The following is a 17542-nucleotide window of genomic DNA, read 5'->3' on the forward strand; positions in this document are numbered from 1 at the left end:
AGATCCGGCGGGGAGGCGTGACTACTCCTCGATTTTAAACGCCATGTGGTAGGCCGGCAGCGGCCGGATCGGGTGGTTGTCGAGATACGACAGGTGCGGTCGGAGCTCGAACTCCGGCTCCTCTTCTTGCATCTCGAAGATCATCGGGACGGCGTCGATGAAGTGCCAGCCGGGCTCGCCGGTGGCCGGCAGTTCAAGCCGGACGGTCCCGCCGCCGTCGTCGTCGGTCAGCCCGCAGACGTAGCCCAGCGGCTTGTTGTCGTAGAGGAAGTACGGAGCGTTCTCGTACACCGGCCAGCCGACGCCGGAGAGCTCGATCTCGATCGTCGTCCCGACGGGGCCGCTGGTCGGCGTGAACGTCTCGATCGACGGCTGCATCATGAAGCCGGTGACCGCGATCTCGCGGCCGCCGACCGCGGCCGTGATCGGCCGGGTGGAGCCCTCGGCCCTCGGGATCGTGAACTCCGTCTGGAACGCGCCGTCGTCGTCGGTCGTGACCGTCGGGAGCACGTCCGGCTTCGGCTCCGGCGTGATCGGGACCCCCTTGACGCGGTGGCCCTCGTGGCGGTACCAGATCAGGTTGACCTCCTCGTTCGCCGGGAAGTTCTCGCCGGTGATGAACGCCGAGGTACCGGGCTGCCCCGAGGACGGCGAGATCGACAGCTCCGCGTCGGTCTCCTCGTCGATCTCCGGGTAGTGAATGCTGATCGGGCTCTCGTCGAGCTGCTCGTCGAGCCACGCCGTCCGCGGCTCGCCCTCGGGCTCGGTGACCTCGACGGTCCACTGCGACTGTCGCCCGTCGGCGACCGGGCCGTACGGCGACTGGGTGTTGTTCTGGAGGTACGGGACGCCGCGGTAGTTGCGCCACACCTGCACGACGTGTTTGCCCGGCGGGCCGACCGCGCGGATGCGAGCGGTCGCCGTCCCGCGGTTCATCACGCCCGTCATAAAGCCCACGTTGCCGTTGTCCCACGCGACCTGGTAGTTGTTGGTGACGACGTTCGGGCCGATCCCGTGGCCGGTGACCGTGAAGAAGTCACCGAGGGGGGCCTCGGTGTTCTCGAGTTCGAAGTGCGGGAGGATCGTGAACGTCGCCGTGGCGACCGTCGACTCGCCGTCGACGACCTCGATCCGGTGTTCGCCGCCGTAGTCTTGGGCGACGGTCCACTCCTCGTCGAACGCGCCCGACCCGTCCGTCGTGACGGTGGCGACGGTCTCCGTCCGGGGGTGGTACTGCGGGCCGACGACCTCGTTCGCCTTGAGGACGCCCCAGCGGCCGTCGCTCGTCTTCCACTTGATCTCGTAGCGTTCGTTCGCCGGGAGGTTCCGGCCTTTAAATGTGATCGTGTCGCCGACGTATCCCTCTTGGTCGCTGACGACCAGCGTCCCCGAGGAGTCACTCCCCCGTCGGTGTCCCTGGAGGGTCTCTTCGAGGTCCGACGATATCGCTGAGTCCTTACTCATGTGTGGTTCCACGGCGGCGTTATTTAATAAACCCAGCCAGTCATTCCCAGCCGGTGGAACGCCGCGGGCCCTAGAGGATTCCTGAGGACTGAAAAGAGAGGATCAATCTTATTGAGTAGGGTGCAGACCGTGTTCGTATGTCGTCGAAAAACGCATCAGCCAAGCTGTTCGGCCGCGACGTCGAGTTTACGTACTCCGAGACGTGGATCGCCTACGCCCTGTTCGCGTTGCGGCTGATGATGGGCTGGGTGTTCTTCTACGCCGGGATCGTGAAGGTCATCGACCCGAACTGGAGCGCTCGACCGTTCCTCCTCAACGTCGATCAGGCGAACCCGCTGGTCGACGTGTGGGTGGCGATGGCCGACTGGGTCTGGCTGCTGACCCCGCTCAATCAGGTCGGGCTGACGCTCGTCGGGATCGCGCTCCTCGTCGGCGCGTTCGTACGGCTGAGTGCCTTCTTCGGCGCGATGATGATGCTGTTCTACTGGGCGTCCGCCTACCCCTTCCCGGACGCGATCTTCATCGACTTCCACCTGATCTACGCGTTCCTGCTGTTCGCGCTGGGCGCGGCGGGTGCCGGTCGCATCCTCGGGCTGGACCAGTGGATCGAAGAGCTCGATATCGTCAAGAACAACCCGCGGCTCACCGTGCTGCTCGGCTAGGTCGCGACGGATTCTTTTTAAACCCGCCGGCTGCCGGTCTCCGCCGCCGACTCCGTCCGACCCTCGATCGCGTGTCGCGTCGAGACCGGACGGCGCACTCAGTCGTCCGACGGAGCGACGGTCGCGTAGCAGTTCCCGCTGGAGATCTCGACGTCGACGGCGCCGAGAGCGCTCTCTCCGAGGTCGGCCTCGAACTCCTCGGGCGAGTAGATGTGATAGTACCGCGGCACCGTCTCGCCGCCCGGGAGCGTCCAGTCGACGGTCGTGTCGAACCCCTCCTCCCGGTCGAACCGGTCGTGGGCCGTGCTCCACGCGCTCACAAGCGCGGTCCCGCCCGGCGCGAGGACCCGCGCGAGCTCGTCGAGGCTCCGGACCCGCGCCTCTCGCGAGGGGAGGTGGTGGAGGGTCGCGACGTAGACGGCGAGCCCGACGGCGTCGGTCGCGATCGGGAGGCTCGCGGCGTCGCCGTGGACGAACGAGGCGGCCCCGTCGTACCCTCGCTCGCGGGCCCGAGCGACCGCCTCGCGGAGGAGCTCGCGGCTGAGGTCGACGCCGACGACCGCCTCCGCGCGCTCGGCGAGCGGCTCGGCGTGGCGCCCGTTGCCGCAGCCGACGTCGAGCGCGCGCGTCGCGGCGCGCCCGTCGAGGAACGACTCGACCTCCGGCCACGCGTACTCCCTCGTCTTCGAGAAGTGCGCGGCGATCCGGTCGTACGTCGACTGCGGGTCGCCGGTCGACTGGGGATCCATACCGGGCGGTCGGTCCGGACCGATTTAGGTCCGGTGGGCCGCGGTCGCCGGGCGAACGCTGCCCCCGTCCCGTCCCGCGCCCCCGTCCCGTCCCGTCTCGCGCCACCGGTTCACAGCAGGTCGATCACGAGGAACGCGGCGAGCGTCAGCGCGAGCAGGACGACGACGTGTTTCACGCCGTCTCGGACCGATCCCTCGCCGAGCTGGCCGGCGACGAGCCCGGAGCAGACCGCCTGTATGGCGGCGGCGTGGAAGAACAGCTGCTCGTAGGCGGTCGCGTCGATCTCCCCGAGCCCGTCCGTGATCCCCCCCGCACCGCTCGGCGCGCCGGGGAGGTCGCCCGCTCCGGCACCGGTGCCGGAGATCGCCGCCTCCTCGATCGCGGGGATGAACGAGACCGACAGCGAGGCGATGATCCCCAGGAACACGAGGAAGGAGATGTAGATCACGAGGAGGTACGTGAGCATCACCTGTCGGCGCTCTCGGCGGAGCGACCACGTCGCTCGCGCCTCGTCGGCCGCGATCCGGAGCACGGGACCCACGTCGCCGCTGGCGCGCATCGCGTTCGTGATCAGCGCGACCGCCCGCGAGGTCATCGGCGACCGGACCCGCCGCTCCAGCCGCCTGAGGGCGGCGCCCACGTCGGCGCCCCAGTCGATGTCGCGGCGGGTGCGTCGCAGGTCCTCGGTCAGCGCCTCCAGGTTCGAGTCCGCGACGCGGCGGACGCTCCCGACCACGGAGGTACCCGCCTCGTTGACGCTGGCGAGGCGGTCGAGGAAGTCGGGAACCGCCGACTCGATCCGCCGGATTCGACGCTTGCGCGCCTCGTAGACGCCGGCGTAGCTCGCGAGCACGAGCGCGGTCGCGGCGGCGATCGGCCGCTCGACCTGCCCGACCATCTCGGCCGGGGGGCCGAGCGTGATCGGGAAGGCGAACGCGAGGAGGCCGACGACCGCGAGCGGAACGGAGACGAGGAACACCGTCCGCGGCGCGTCGAGCACGCTCTCGACCGGAGACGCGGCCCAGCGCCGCAGCGTTCGGATCCGATCGTACGCGCGGAGCCGCTCGCGGCTCGCCGCCCAGCGGTCCCCCGCCGGCGAGTCGCCCGCCACGCCGCCGTCGGGCCGCGGGCTCCCCTCCGCCCCCGCGTTCGCGGTGTCCCTCGCTTCGACCCCGTCGTCGATCGCCTCCGAGAGGTCGACGGTCTCGGTGCCGCCGATCCCCTGCGTGACGCTGTCGACGTACACCACGAACCCGAACGTCGCCAGCGGGACCCCGAGGTAGACCACGACGCGCAACAGGGGGAGGGTGTCCTCCAACACGAGCCCGATCACCACGAGGATGGTGATGAAAAACAGCGGGCCGGCCACCAACGCGGTGACGTACGCCTCCGCGAACGTCGAGAGCAGTTCGAGGTACCGCTGCTGTTTCGCCTCGGCCTCCTCCTGGTACAGCTCGTACTGGTCGCTGAGGAACGCCGAGACGGGCTGACCGGTGCCGAGCACGGACGCGAGGTTCTCCGCGAAGTCGGCGAGGTCGTCGCTGGGGGTGCGACGAGAGGTGCGCTGGAGCGCGGTGAGCGCGTCGGTGCCGAAGGCGTTCATGTCGCGGACCGCGACCGATAGCTCGGTCGCCGCCTCGCCGTACACCGCCTCGTTCTCCGCGAGGGTGTCCATCACGCGCGGGAACGGCATCCCCGACCGCGAGAGCGCGTACATGAACGCGACGGTCCGGGGAAGGGTGGCGTCGATCTCCGTTCCGCGGGCGTGAGCGCGCTGGTCGAGCAGCTCCCACCGCCCGTAGTACATCCCGACGGCGAGCGCGGCGCCGAGCGTCGCCGACGCCAGCGTCAACAGGAGGAACAGCTGGGGGAGCTCGAGCGCCGTGAGCCGCGTCACCCCCGCGACGAACCCGATCGACGCGGGGAGGGTCTCCCGCAGGGCCGCCTCGCTCACCTCGAGCGCCGAGAGGAGCCCGGCCGCGGCGTACACGCCGGCGACGCTGCCGGCGACGCCGAGCACGCCGGCGTACAGGAGCGTCTTGGCGGCGTACGTCCGGTGAGTGCCGGCGACGTGGGCGGCGCGCATCAGGTCGCGCTGCCGCCGGCGCCGTGGCCCGTCCTCGGCCACGTAGTCGCCGAAGAGCGACAGCGCGGCCCGGGTGACGACGAGGTCCGCCCGCTCGTCGAGCGCGGGCAGGAGCAGCGCCAGACCGCAGCCGAGCGCGGCGAGGAGGGGCAGGTACGCGATCATCCGTCGCCGGCGCCCGTCTCGGCGCGAGCGCCCGCCTCACCGGGGTCGACGCTCCCGTCGCTCCGCTCTTCGAGCCGCTCCATCACGCGCTCGGGGTCGGCGTAGTACTCGTTGACGAGGGCGGTGAACGCCCGGTAATCGGTGACGCCGAGTCCGCGGAGCAGTTCGATGAAGCGCTCGCGGCGCCGGATCTCGCGGAGCAGCTCCGACCGTGACCAGCCGCGTTCGTCCGCGATCTCCTCCATGAGCGACGAGTCGTTCCGGCTGAACTCGTCGGTCTCGGCGTCCCACTCGAACGCCGAGGAGTAGTCGAGCTCTCCGGTGCGCTGGTCGATCCCGCCGATCTCGCCGATCGTCTTCGCGCGCCGGACGCGCTGGTCGCCGGAGCGGGTCAGCGTCTGGATCGACAGCATGTCGAGCGACTGGACCATCGCGCGCGGCACGTTGATCGGCTCGTTCTCCAGCCGGTTGATCACCGTCTCGATCGAGTCGGCGTGCATCGTCGAGAAGGTGGTGTGACCCGTGTTCATCGCCTGGAACAGGGTGATCGCCTCCTCCCCGCGGACCTCGCCGACGACGATGTACTCGGGCCGGTGACGCAGCGCGGAGCGGAGCAGGTCGTACATGTCGATGTCGGCGCCCTCGTAGCGGCGCTCGCGGGTGACCGAGGAGAGCCAGTTGTCGTGGTAGAGGGAGAGCTCGCGGGTGTCTTCGATGGTGAGTATCTTCGCGCGTGGCGGGACGAACATCGACACCGCGTTCATCGAGGTCGTCTTTCCGGAGGCGGTGCCGCCCGCGAAGATGAGGCTCTTGTTGTGCTCGATACAGAGCCAGAAGTACGCCATCTGTGCGACCGAGAACGTGCCGTACTCCACGAGGTCGATCGGCGTGAACGGGTCCTCGGCGTACTGGCGGATGGTGAACGCGGAGCCGCGCGGCGTCACCTCCTCGCCGAGCGCGAGCTCCGCGCGGGAGCCGTCGGGCAGCGTCGTCTCAACGATCGGGTCGCCGACGGAGACGTGGCGCCCGGACTGCTGGGCGAGCCGGATCACGTAGTTGTCGAGCTCGCCCTTCGCGAATGAGACGTTGGTCTCGATGTCTGTGTAGTCGTCGTGGTAGACGAACAGCGGGAGGTCGTAGCCGTCACACGAGATGTCCTCGATGTGACGGTCGTTGAGGAGGGGGTCGACCTTCCCGTAGCCCCGGAAGTCGCGGTAGAGGTAGTACGCGAGCGCGTGGAACGTGTCCATCCCGATATCGACGCCGTACCCCTCCAACAGCCCCTCAAGCTCCGTCCGGAGCGTCTCTTCGTCAGTCCGGCCGGTACCCTCGCGGTACAGCAGCGGGTCTCGGATGTCGTCGACCACGCGGTCGAGGAGGTCGCGCTCGAACCGGTCGAGGTCCGGCTCGACCGCGTGGTATCGGTGTTCGCTCTCCGCGTCGTCGTAGGTGATCACGACGTACGCGTACGGGGCGTTCACCCAGTAGCGGTCGACCTCGCGCTCGCCGTCGGGAACCGCGAAGGAGGCGAGCGGGCCGTCGGCGTCCGGCCTGAAGGGCCGAACGTCGATGTCGGACCCCCGAAGCACCTCCCACGTCCGCGAGAGCCGCCGCCGGAAGGCCTCGATGCGATCCCCGGCGTCGTCCTCGCGCGCGTCACTCGCCATCGTCGTTACGGAGGCGTATGCGCCGAGGCGGTTTAAAATCCACCCGGCGATTATCAGCGGCGACATCGGGGGCCGTCGCGGGGTCGGCGTCGCTGGAGTGGCGCCACGCGGGGTAGCGGCGTCGTCGACTCCGCGCCTCGCCCGGTCCGACGGGGGATTCGCCCGTTACGTTCATACGGGACGACCGCAAAGTACCGGACAGGAAATGCGGCGTGACTACTTCGAACTGACCGTCGAGGGCGTCGACGACGACCGGCCGGCGACGCCGCTGGTCCGTATCGACTTCCACGGACCGGACGGGCTCCTCCGCGACCGGCTCTCGGAGGCCGACGGCGAGCTCCTCGACGCCGACGACGTCGACGTGGCGTTCCGGCTCCGCGAACCCCTCTCGACCGCGGACGACCCGGAAGGCGTCGTCGGCGTGACGAACCGCTACACCGGGGACTTCGTCCTCGAGCTCAACGAGACGGCCACGGACGTGCTCCCTTTCATCCACGCCGCGCGCGACTCGGCGGGCGACGAGGACGCCCGCTACCGGGTCGAGATCGACGTCGACGGCGAGCGGCTCGTCACCTACGACAAACACACCTTCCTCGTGTACGACCACGAGGGGAACCTCCTGCGCAACGAGAGCCTGATTCCCTCGGGCGTCGAGCTGTGAAGATCTCCACATCCCCAGTCGCCCACGTATAACTGGTTGACCGCGAATCAGCGGTGATCACCTCCAATTCCCCAACCGCACAGCACCACACCTCCCCAGCCTCGCCGTTCGCGCTCTTCGAGCGCTCACCGCGTCCAGCGAGAATCGAAGATTCTCTGGCAGCCGGCGCGTAGCGCCGGCGACCTCGCGGGCTGGCTCGCGGCCGCCGGTGGCGGCCGCTCGCAGGCGCGCCGACCGCATCGGTTCGATAAGCGATCGTCGCTGGCACTCGCGATCGGTTAATTACCGAATCGTCACCGTCGATCCGCTTCACCTACTCCCGTTATCGGTCAGAAACGGTCGTCGACGAACGGCCGGGTCGGTCGCGACTCCGTCCGACGTGCGCGAGTTCATCGAAGCCGCCCGCTACAGACTCACGTTGTCGGCGACGATCCGCACCGAGTCCCCGGGTCGGAGGTCGAACGCGCCGTCGCCGCGCCCGTCGTTCACGTCGCACTCGACGTAGCCGTGGCTCCCGACGGTGACGAGCCGCTCGCCCGGGTCGACCGCGCCGAACGTCTCGGCGACGGGGGTGAGCTCCTCGTTTATCCGGACCCAGTCGCGGCCGCGGATCAGCTCGCCCGGGACGTTCGTGACGACGTTGCCGAACCGGTCGATCGCGAGCACCTCGCCCTCGACGGCGACCGGGTCGCCGTCCTCGTCGCGCTCGACGCTCGGGTCCGGGAGGACGAGGTCGACCGGGTCCGGCGCCGGCGAGAGGTCGTCCATGGCGGCGAGCGCCTCGGAGACCTCCTCGGGCGTCGACGCCGCCGGCCCGCCGTCGAGCGCCGCCCGGATCCGGGCCGCGGCCGGCGCGAACACGTCGCGGCCGTGGAACGTCTCGCTCGCCGGCTCCCCGGCGTCGACGACGAACGCCTCGACGTCTCGTTCGTCCGCCGCTCGGTTCCCTCCTTCCTCTCCCTCCGCGCTCTCTCCCGCGAGCGCCCGAGCGGGCGGCATCGCGAGCCCGTTGTCGGGGGCGACGAGCACGTGTGAGCCGGCGCGGACGACCAACGCGTCCCGGTCGGTGCCGACGCCGGGGTCGATCACCGCGCAGTGGACGGCCGGCGGGAACTCCGGGAGCACGAAGCGGAGCCAGAAGGCGGCCGCGCGCGGGTCCCCGCGCGGCAGGTCGTGAGCGATATCGACCATCTCGGCGTCGGTGTGGTGCCGGATCACTCCCTTCATCGCGGCGGGGTACGGGGAGCCGAAGTCGGAGGTGAGCGTGATCACGAGCGATCAGCGGACCGGCTGACTCTTAAAAGGCAGGTGGCGGGGACCGGAGCGGGCGTCGCGAGCGCTTCGGCCAGCCGCTTACGCGTCCGAGGGAGCCTCGCCGTTGGCGTCGGTCTCCGCGATCCGGCGGATGCGCTCGACGCCGTCGATCTCCTCGATCACGTCGACGACGGTCTCGGGGACCAGTTCCTGCCAGTCGCGGCCGTGGATCATGCGCTCGCGAAGCTCCGTCCCCTCCAGCACGTCGCGGCGGAACATCGGCGAGCCGCGGACCTCGACGCCGGCCTCCTCGAACAGCCGGACGACGAGGGGGTTGTTCGAGTACGCCACGTCGAATCGAGGGGTCATGCTCTGGACGTGACCCACCCACACGGAGTTGCGATCGAGGTCCTCGATGGGGACGACGTAGGTGGTGATGTCGAGCCCCTCGACGGCCTTCGTCACCATCATCACGCGCTCGCCGGCGGTGAACGGGTTCCGGGTGGTGTGGGAGTCGCCGGCCGAACCGATCCCGAGGACGAGCTCGTCGACCTCGGCCGCGATCTCCTCGACCATGTGTCGGTGACCGTTGTGAAACGGCTGGTACCGCCCGATGTAGAACCCGCGCATGGATACAGGTAGTGAGAGCCTCGTTTATAAACCCCGTGGGACCCGTCGATGGACGATATCGGCTGTTTCGGGGCGTATCAGAGGTGTTTTCCCGATTCCACACGGATCGTCCGCGGGGAGAAAGTATATCAGTTGCCGACCCTTCGTTTTTCCTAGCGAAACCCGATTCTATGAGCAACGAAAAGGACGAGAACGACCCGCCGACCGAGGACCCCGAGGAGCCGGACGAGTCCGGCGTCGGGAGCCCGGACTCGACGGGGAACGGCGAGGACGCCCACGACGACGGCGCGCGAGCGCCGGCGGACGAGGGCGTCGACGCGCCCGACGGCGCCGGCGACCCGGCCTCCGAAGAGGAGGCGGTCGGCGACGACCCCACCGAGCCCGACGAGGACTGGGACGACGGGATCGTCGTCGACGGACCGGGGTCTGACGGCGCCGAGACGGGCCGCGAGGAATCGAACGGCGCCACCCCCGAGGGTGTCACCGAAGCGAACGAGGGCGGCGGCATCGACGAGCTCGGCAGCACCGTCGAGGTCGAGGGCGCCGAAATCGACGAGGACCCGGACGAGGACGACCTCCTCGGCGGCCTCAAGATCGACACCACCGCCGAGCTCGAGATTCCCGACCGCCTCGTCGACCAGGTGATCGGGCAGGAGCACGCCCGCGACGTGATCATCAAGGCGGCCAAACAGCGCCGCCACGTGATGATGATCGGCTCGCCCGGGACCGGGAAGTCGATGCTCGCGAAGGCGATGTCCGAGCTCCTCCCCAAAGAGGAGCTACAGGACGTGTTGGTGTACCACAACCCGGACGACGGCAACAAGCCGAAGGTCCGGACGGTGCCGGCGGGCAAGGGCGACCAGATCGTCGACGCGCACCGCGAGGAGGCGCGCAAGCGCAACCAGATGCGGTCGCTGTTGATGTGGATCATCATCGCCGTCGTGCTGGGCTACGCGCTCATCATCGTCGGCCAGATCCTCGTCGGCATCATCGCCGCCGGGGTCGTCTACCTCGTCTTCCGCTACCTGAACCGCGGTTCCGACGCGATGATCCCGAACCTGCTCGTGAACAACGGCGACACGAAGACCGCGCCGTTCCGCGACGCGACCGGCGCGCACGCCGGCGCGCTGCTCGGCGACGTGCGGCACGACCCGTTCCAGTCCGGCGGGATGGAGACGCCCAGCCACGACCGCGTCGAGGCCGGGGCCATCCACAAGGCGAACAAGGGCGTGCTGTTCATCGACGAGATCAACACGCTCGACATCCGCAGCCAGCAGCACCTCATGACGGCGATCCAGGAGGGCGAGTTCTCGATCACGGGCCAGTCCGAGCGCTCCTCGGGCGCGATGGTCCAGACCGAGCCCGTCCCGACCGACTTCGTCATGATCGCGGCCGGGAACCTCGACGCGATGGAGAACATGCACCCGGCCCTCCGGAGCCGTATCAAGGGGTACGGCTACGAGGTGTACATGGAGGACACCATCGAGGACACCCCGGAGATGCGCCGGAAGTACGTCCGGTTCATCGCCCAGGAGGTCGCGAAGGACGGCCGCCTGCCAGAGTTCACGGCCGAGGCCGTCGAGGAGGTCATCCTCGAGGCCAAGCGCCGCTCCGGCCGGAAGGGCCACCTGACCCTCCTGTTCCGGAACCTCGGCGGGCTCGTCCGCGTCGCCGGCGACATCGCTCGCGGCGAGGACGCCGAGCTGACCACCCGCGACCACGTGCTGTCCGCGAAGGGGCGCTCGCGTTCAATCGAACAGCAGCTCGCGGACGACTTCATCGAGCGCCGGAAGGACTACGAGCTGCAGGTCTCCGACGGCTACGTCGTCGGCCGCGTCAACGGCCTCGCCGTGATGGGCGAGGACTCCGGGATCATGCTCCCGGTGATGGCCGAGGTCGCGCCCTCGCAGGGCCCCGGCGAGGTCATCGCTACGGGCCAGCTGAAGGAGATGGCCCAGGAGTCGGTGTCGAACGTCTCCGCGATCATCAAGAAGTTCTCCGACGAGAACATCTCGGAGATGGACATCCACATCCAGTTCGTGCAGGCGGGCCAGCAAGGCGTCGACGGCGACTCCGCGTCCATCACGGTCGCGACCGCCGTCATCAGCGCGCTGGAGGACGTGGGCGTCGACCAGAGCCTCGCGATGACGGGCTCGCTGTCGGTGCGGGGCGACGTGCTCCCCGTCGGCGGCGTCACTCACAAGATCGAGGCGGCCGCGAAGGCCGGCTGCACCCGGGTCATCATCCCGCAGGCGAACGAGCAGGACGTGATGATCGAAGACGAGTACGAGGACATGATCGAGGTCATCCCGGTCTCGCACATCAGCGAGGTCCTCGACATCGCCCTGGAGGGCGAGGCCGAGAAGGACTCGCTCGTCTCCCGGCTCAAGTCGATCACCGGCTCGGCGCTGAAGGAGGGCGGCGTCTCCGGCCCCTCCAGTCCGAGCCCGCAGTAGGACCGCCGCCTCCCGCCCCTTTTTATTTCGCCGGCGCCAACGCCTGACGATGAGCGGGAAACCGACCGTCGGCGAGTATATGACCCGCGACGTCGAGACCGTGAGCCCCGACGAGACGGTGAGGGAAGTCGCGCGCCGCATGGCCGAAAGCGACGGTCACAACGGGTTCCCCGTCACGCAGGGCCGGACGGTCGAGGGGTTCGTCTCGGCGGCCGACCTCCTGCTCGCCGACGACGAGGCCCCCGTCTTCACCGTGATGTCCGACGATCTCATCGTGGCGCATCCGGACATGAAGGTGACCGACGCCGCCCGGGTGATCCTCCGCTCCGGGATCCAGCGGCTCCCGGTCGTCGACGACGCCGACAACCTCGTGGGGATCATCTCGAACACCGACGTGGTCCGCTCGCAGATCGAGCGCGCCACGCCGAGCAAGGTGGGAAAGCTGATGCGCACGCTCGAACAGATCCACGGCGTCAGCCTCTCGGAGGAGCGCCGCGAGGTGACGCTCACCGACCTCACGCCCACCCAGGCCCGCGTGTACGCCGACGAGCTCGAGGGGCGGAAGTACGAGCTCGAGCGCGGGCTGGCGGAGCCGCTCGTCGTGATCGACAACGGCGGCACGCTCCATCTCGCCGACGGCCATCACCGCGTGATGGCGGCCCACGAGGCCGGGATCGACGAGATGGACGCGTACGTGATCGTCCCCGACCACACCGTCGATCTCGGGATGGCGAAGACCGCGAAAAAGGAGGGGCTCGACGACATCACCGACATCGAGATCGTCGATTACGCCCGCCACCCCCTCGTCGAGACCACGAAGCGGCTGCAGTGATCGCCTCGCGCCTTCCGTCCTCACACCGACGACAGGTTTTTCAGAGCTCGCAGCGAAGTGACGTGTATGAAATCCCGAATTAAGCGCGCGCTGTCCCGAGCGAAGTACGCGGCCGTCGGGGCGGCGGTCGGCGCCGCCGTCGGCGGATTAGTCAGTCGAAACGCGGCGAGCACCGGCGGCGCGCTCGGCGGGCTCGCGGGCGCGACGCTGGCGGACCTCCGAAGCGGCGCGGACGGCGTCTTCGCGGAGTTCCGATCGGAATCGGACGACGCCGCCGATGCCGACGACACCGACGACGCGGGCGCGACGATCGAACTGGCCGACGAGTAGTCGCTCCGCCGTCCCTGTTTCTCGCGACCGCTCTCGTTCCCAGTCCCGCCGCTCCGCCGTTTCGGGAACGCCTATACGACCGGAGGGGGTAGCACGGGTAATGACCGACACCGACGACAACGCGGACGCGGGCTGGTTCGCGGGCGGATCGTCCGCCGGCTCCGAGGCCACGGGCGACGACCCGGCGCTCCGCGCCCGGATCGCCGGCGGCGAGGCCGACGCGCCGCGCGACTGGCCCGGCCTCGCGGTCGAGTCCGGGTTCGCCGACTCGCGAGACGGGTACTACGACCGACTCCACGAGGCGTCCGTGGCTGCGACCCGCGAGGCGGTCCGCGAGCGCGAGCGCGCCGACGACAAACAGCTCGTTCACGCCGTGCGGGCGATGGACGACTGCGAGCGCACCGCAAACGAGCTCGCCGAGCGCGCCGCGGAGTGGGCCGGGAGCCTCTTCGACGACGCCGAGCCGGGGATCGAGGGCGCCCGCGCCGTTGCGGAGCGCGAACCGGAGGGCGAGCTGGAGCGGCGCGCCGTCTCGCTCGCGGCGCGCGTCGCCGACCTCGCCGCGGAGCGCGACGCCCTCGCCGAGACGATCGACCGGATCGCGCCGGCGGTGGCGCCGAACCTCGCCGAGATGGCCGGGCCGGAGCTCGCGGCGCGGTTGATCGCGCTCGCGGGGGGGTTAGAGTCGCTCGCGAAGAAGCCGTCGGGGACCGTGCAGGTGCTCGGCGCGGAGGACGCCCTGTTCGCGCACCTCTCCGGGCGCGCTCCCTCGCCGAAACACGGGATCATCTACACCCACGAGTACGTCCGGAACACGCGGCCCGAAGACCGCGGGTCGGCCTCGCGGGCGCTCGCTGGGAAGCTGACGCTCGCGGCGCGAGTGGACCACTACTCGGGGGAGCGCCGCGAGACGCTTCACGAGGAGCTCCGCGAGCGGATGGCGACCATTCGGGCGCGTGTAGAGGAGGGGAGCGGTGACGGTGGCGGAGACGGTGCTGGCGACGACACCGTCGCCGCCACGGAGGGCGACGAATGAGCGCTCCCGACCTGCCTGCGGGCGTCGAGCGCCGCGAGATCGACGGGGAGACGCGACTGGCGACCCGCGGCCCGCCGGTGTACGGCGAGCCGACCGCGGACGGGTGGCGCGCGTGGGACCCCGGCCGCTCGAAGCTCGGCGGGATGTTCGAACTCGGGTTCGAGACGGGCCTGTCCGGCGACGAGACGGTGTTGTACCTCGGCGCGGCCAGCGGGACGACCGTCAGCCACGTCGCGGACTTCGCGGGGCCGACGTACGCGGTGGAGTTCGCGCCGCGGCCGGCGCGAGACCTCGTCGAGGCGGCCGAGCCGCGCGACCGGCTGTTCCCCCTTTTGAAAGACGCGCGGACGCCGACCCGCTACGCGCACGTCGTCGAGAGCGACGTGGACGCGATCGTGCAGGACGTGGCGACGCGCGGCCAGGCGGAGGTAGCCGTGCGCAACGCGCGGTTCCTCGCGGACGACGGACGGCTGCTGCTCGCGATCAAGGCGCGCAGCGAGGACGTGACGGCGGAGCCGGAGACGGTGTTCGAGGGCGCGCTCGACCGGCTTCGAGAGGGCTACGAGGTTCTGGAGACGCAACGGCTCGACCGGTTCCACGAGGACCACCTCGGCGTCGTGGCGACGCCGCGGTGATCACTCGTCCGGGTCGAACAGATCCTCGATCCGGCAGTCGAAGTGGGCGGCCAGATCGAAGGCCAACTCCAGCGAGGGGTCGTAGCGCTCGCGTTCGATCGCGTTGATCGTCTGGCGGGTGACGCCGACGGCTGCCGCGAGGTCGGCCTGGCTCTCGCCCGTTTCGGCGCGTCGCTGGCGGATGTCGTTTCTCATGTTCGGTACTTATAGTAGAGGACGGAGACGCCGTAGGCGACGTAGATCGCGAACAGCGTCCACGTCGAGCCGAAGAACGCACCCGGAAGGTCCACGACGCCGCTCTCCTGTAACACGAGACCGCCCGGCAGGCCGAGGATGAAGACGTACGCGAAGACGTTCAGCGTCGTCTGGCTGGCCTTGCGGTCGATGGTGGTGTCTCGCTCGTCGTACAGCGTCACGGGGCTGAACCGCTGCACGAGCCCCATGCCGAGGCCGCCGGCCCAGTAGAGGGCGACGCCGAGGGCGAACCGGTCGAGGGCGACGGCGACGAACAGCGCCGCGATGCCGGCGCCGAGCAATCCGTAGGCGATGCGTTTGTACCGTTTTCTCGTGGAAGGCCGCGTCGTCGCGGGGGTGGTGTGTTCGCTCATGAGAGGGTGCAAAGCGAGGGGACCAAAGTGTAAAGCTCGCTTTACAGTAAAGGAGACTTTACGTTAGATAATAAATCTATCGCTGCTTTGAGCCGAGACGGCGCTCACGAGAGACGACGCGAGCCGAGAACCGCGTCAGCGACGCCCGAAACGCCGACTCTACCACGTCGGCGGCGAGAAGCCGGCGTCTTCCAAGATCGGCTTCCAGCGCTTCTGGACGGAGAGCCTGGAGACGTCCATCGCGTCGGCGACGGCGGACTGCGACCGCTCCTGCCCGCGGATCAGCGCGGCCGCGTAGAGGCTGGCGGCCGCGGCGACGCGCTTCCCGCGGTCGTCCTCGGGGGCGCGCGACAGGAAGAGATCCGTCGCCGTCGACAGCGTCTCCTCGTCGAGGTCGAGCGTCGCGCACGCGTCGTCGAGCCGGTCGATCCACGCCGCGTTATCGACGCGATCGCTCGCTCGGTACATGCCCCGGAGTTGGGCGCACCGGTTTAAAAAGGTCGCGCGGCGGGGAGGGCGGAGACGGTCGGGGATCGCCCCGGTCGTCGCCCTGAAGTCCGCGGCGCCCGTAGGCCGGGTATGTCGACGCACGCCTGGACCGAGTCGCGGGTCCGCGAGCTGCACGACGAGCTGGTGTCGCTGTACGAGCCGGTGGACCGCGTCGCCGAGCACGGCGCCGACCCGACCGCCGATCCCGGCGAGGGTGTCCGTCAACTGGTGACGACGATCCTCTCGCAGAACGTCGCCGACGCGAACACGAGCCGCGCGACCGAGGCGCTGTTCGAGCGCTACGACGGCTTCGAGGCTATCGAAGCGGCCGACCACGACGAGCTGGCCGAGACGATCCGCGTGGCCGGGCTCGCCGACCAGAAGGCCGCCCGGATCCAGCGCGCGCTGGCCGCGATCCGCGAGGAGACCGGCGGGGCGTACTCGCTCGCGTTCCTCGACGCGATGGCGACCGACGACGCGAAGGAGTGGCTGACGGCGATCAAAGGCGTGGGACCCAAGACCGCCAGCGTCGTGTTGAACTTCCACTTCGGGAAGCCGACGATGGCGGTCGACACCCACGTCGAGCGCGTCTCCAAGCGGTTCGGGCTGGTTCCGGAGTCGGCGTCGAATCGGGCCGCGCACGACGCGCTCGACGAGCTGGTGCCCGACGAGCTGATCTACCCGCTTCACGTCCTCCTGATCCGGCACGGCCGGACTCATTGCTCGGCGCGCGGCGCCGACTGCGACAACCCCGTCTGCGAGGCCCACTGCGACTGCGAGTTCTGCGCGTGAGGGCGCGAGTCATATGTTCGTCCGGCCGGTAGGCCCGGTATCCATGCAGCCGTTTATCCGCGAACTCCTGCGGTCCGTCCGATGGATCGACCGGCTCACCGCCGAGTTCGTCGCCGCGATCCGAACGCCGTTCCTGACCGAGATGATGACGTCGATGACCGGCCTCGGCTCCGTCACGGCCGGCGTCGTGTTCGTCGGGCTGTTCTACCTCGCCGGCTGGCGCGAGGAGTTCGTCAAGAGCGTCGTCGCGCTCTCGCTGCTCGGCGTCGTCGTCTGGGCGCTGATGACGCTCGTCGAGCGGCCCTTCCCGTCGACCCCGGTCTGCGTGACCGAGGGCGACGCCGGGACCACGAGCTCGTTCCCGTCCGGGCACTCGGCCGCCGTGACGGCCTACGCGGGGATCGCGTGGCACTCCGACGAGCTCCCCTTCGCGGTCGCGGCCGGCTTCGCCGGGCTGATCTCCTTCTCGCGGATCTACCTCGGCACGCACTACCTCTCGGACACGCTGTTCGGGATCGGGCTCGGCGTCGCCGCGGTGCTGTTCGCGGAGTGGCTCCTCGGTCGAGTCGGCGAGGAGGCGATCATCGATCGGTTGCCGTTCGACGCGGATATCTGAGCGGCGCGAGCGGACGCGGTCTCCGAGTCGGTAGCGACAACTATTTTTAAGCGACTCGGGTACGGTAGACCGCGCGCGGGTTGCCGAGCCAGGCCAAAGGCGTAGCGCTTAGGACGCTATCCCGTAGGGGTCCGCCGGTTCGAATCCGGTCCCGCGCATGAGCGAACGAAGTGAGCGAAGAGCAGGAGCGGATTTGAATCCTACCAGACGCGCGCAGCGAAGCGAGCACGTCTGGTTCCGGTTCGAATCCGGTCCCGCGCATACCGGCTCGACTGAACGTGAGAGGCGTGTCCGCGCGAAGGTCCGCGAGTCACCACCACTGACCGGCGCGTATCGCCGCCGGAGTAGCAGCAATAGTCGCCGCCGCCGGGATTCCCGCACAAACGCGACCGCTATCGGGGACCCCCGT

Annotated in this window: 18 protein-coding genes and 1 tRNA gene; 10 read left to right on the top strand and 9 right to left on the bottom strand. The window is 69.4% G+C overall.

Annotation, left to right across the window (positions count from 1 at the left end; translation table 11 throughout):
- Positions 1-21: 21 nt before the first annotated feature.
- A complete protein-coding gene (locus C469_RS04190; protein ID WP_008004133.1) occupies positions 22-1464 on the bottom strand; it encodes a hypothetical protein in 1443 nt (480 codons plus the stop codon).
- Between the two features lie 137 nt (positions 1465-1601).
- On the opposite strand from C469_RS04190, the gene C469_RS04195 reads away from it, so the two are divergent.
- On the top strand, positions 1602-2126 hold the full coding sequence (locus tag C469_RS04195) for a DoxX family protein (RefSeq protein WP_008004136.1): 525 nt from the start codon (positions 1602-1604) through the stop codon (positions 2124-2126).
- 98 nt (positions 2127-2224) lie between these two features.
- Here C469_RS04195 and C469_RS04200 read toward each other — a convergent pair whose 3' ends face one another.
- The 3 genes from C469_RS04200 to C469_RS04210 all read right to left on the bottom strand — a co-directional run bounded on the left by C469_RS04200 (position 2225) and on the right by C469_RS04210 (position 6794).
- Positions 2225-2875, bottom strand: a complete 651-nt coding sequence (locus C469_RS04200; RefSeq protein ID WP_008004138.1) for a class I SAM-dependent methyltransferase — start codon at positions 2873-2875, stop codon at positions 2225-2227.
- Positions 2876-2985: 110 nt separating this feature from the next.
- Complete coding sequence (locus C469_RS04205; protein ID WP_008004140.1) at positions 2986-5127, bottom strand: type II secretion system F family protein; 2142 nt, start codon at positions 5125-5127, stop codon at positions 2986-2988.
- On the bottom strand, positions 5124-6794 hold the full coding sequence (locus C469_RS04210) for a type II/IV secretion system ATPase subunit (RefSeq protein WP_008004142.1): 1671 nt from the start codon (positions 6792-6794) through the stop codon (positions 5124-5126). The genes C469_RS04205 and C469_RS04210 overlap by 4 nt, the downstream gene beginning before the upstream one ends.
- A gap of 205 nt (positions 6795-6999) precedes the next feature.
- On the opposite strand from C469_RS04210, the gene C469_RS04215 reads away from it, so the two are divergent.
- Positions 7000-7455, top strand: coding sequence for a DUF5793 family protein (locus C469_RS04215; RefSeq protein ID WP_008004144.1), 456 nt, complete (start codon positions 7000-7002; stop codon positions 7453-7455).
- A 405-nt stretch (positions 7456-7860) separates the two neighbouring features.
- Here the strand turns inward: C469_RS04215 and C469_RS04220 are convergent, their stop codons facing one another.
- Together C469_RS04220 and C469_RS04225 are read right to left on the bottom strand one after the other, a co-directional pair.
- Entirely contained in the window at positions 7861-8727 is an 867-nt protein-coding gene (locus C469_RS04220) for an SAM hydrolase/SAM-dependent halogenase family protein (RefSeq protein ID WP_008004147.1), read from the bottom strand.
- 81 nt (positions 8728-8808) lie between these two features.
- Entirely contained in the window at positions 8809-9339 is a 531-nt protein-coding gene (locus C469_RS04225; protein WP_008004149.1) for a nicotinamide-nucleotide adenylyltransferase, read from the bottom strand.
- A 170-nt stretch (positions 9340-9509) separates the two neighbouring features.
- Here C469_RS04225 and lonB point away from each other — a divergent pair, with 170 nt between their 5' ends.
- From lonB to C469_RS04250, 5 genes are all read left to right on the top strand, one after another.
- Positions 9510-11795 (top strand): ATP-dependent protease LonB, encoded by a 2286-nt coding sequence (gene lonB / locus C469_RS04230; protein ID WP_008004151.1) that lies wholly within the window; start codon positions 9510-9512, stop codon positions 11793-11795.
- A 49-nt stretch (positions 11796-11844) separates the two neighbouring features.
- Positions 11845-12627: a CBS domain-containing protein gene (locus C469_RS04235; protein ID WP_008004153.1), complete on the top strand. Its 783-nt coding sequence runs from the start codon at positions 11845-11847 to the stop codon at positions 12625-12627.
- Between the two features lie 66 nt (positions 12628-12693).
- Positions 12694-12957 (top strand): glycine zipper domain-containing protein, encoded by a 264-nt coding sequence (locus tag C469_RS04240; RefSeq protein WP_008004154.1) that lies wholly within the window; start codon positions 12694-12696, stop codon positions 12955-12957.
- Positions 12958-13057: 100 nt separating this feature from the next.
- Entirely contained in the window at positions 13058-13993 is a 936-nt protein-coding gene (locus tag C469_RS04245; protein WP_008004156.1) for an NOP5/NOP56 family protein, read from the top strand.
- Positions 13990-14628: a fibrillarin-like rRNA/tRNA 2'-O-methyltransferase gene (locus C469_RS04250; protein ID WP_008004157.1), complete on the top strand. Its 639-nt coding sequence runs from the start codon at positions 13990-13992 to the stop codon at positions 14626-14628. The genes C469_RS04245 and C469_RS04250 overlap by 4 nt, the downstream gene beginning before the upstream one ends.
- On the opposite strand, the gene C469_RS04255 is transcribed toward C469_RS04250, so the two are convergent.
- From C469_RS04255 to C469_RS04265, 3 genes are all read right to left on the bottom strand, one after another.
- A complete protein-coding gene (locus tag C469_RS04255) occupies positions 14629-14823 on the bottom strand; it encodes a helix-turn-helix transcriptional regulator (RefSeq protein ID WP_008004159.1) in 195 nt (64 codons plus the stop codon).
- Entirely contained in the window at positions 14820-15236 is a 417-nt protein-coding gene (locus C469_RS04260; protein ID WP_049911025.1) for a DUF2178 domain-containing protein, read from the bottom strand. Before C469_RS04260 ends, C469_RS04255 begins: the two co-directional genes overlap by 4 nt.
- Positions 15237-15395: 159 nt before the next feature.
- The gene (locus C469_RS04265; protein ID WP_008004161.1) at positions 15396-15704 is read right to left on the bottom strand and encodes a hypothetical protein; all 309 of its coding nucleotides are present in this window, start codon (positions 15702-15704) and stop codon (positions 15396-15398) included.
- 111 nt (positions 15705-15815) lie between these two features.
- Between C469_RS04265 and C469_RS04270 the strand changes: the two genes are divergently transcribed.
- The 3 genes from C469_RS04270 (at position 15816) to C469_RS04280 (ending at position 17291) form a co-directional block, all read left to right on the top strand.
- Positions 15816-16517, top strand: coding sequence for an endonuclease III domain-containing protein (locus tag C469_RS04270; RefSeq protein ID WP_008004163.1), 702 nt, complete (start codon positions 15816-15818; stop codon positions 16515-16517).
- A 43-nt stretch (positions 16518-16560) separates the two neighbouring features.
- A complete protein-coding gene (locus C469_RS04275; RefSeq protein WP_008004164.1) occupies positions 16561-17133 on the top strand; it encodes a phosphatase PAP2 family protein in 573 nt (190 codons plus the stop codon).
- A 73-nt stretch (positions 17134-17206) separates the two neighbouring features.
- Positions 17207-17291: transfer RNA gene (locus C469_RS04280), tRNA-Leu, on the top strand.
- Positions 17292-17542: the final 251 nt, after the last annotated feature.

Origin of the sequence: Halorubrum lipolyticum DSM 21995, assembly GCF_000337375.1 — an archaeon.
In the GTDB taxonomy this organism is placed as follows: Archaea; Halobacteriota; Halobacteria; order Halobacteriales; family Haloferacaceae; genus Halorubrum; species Halorubrum lipolyticum.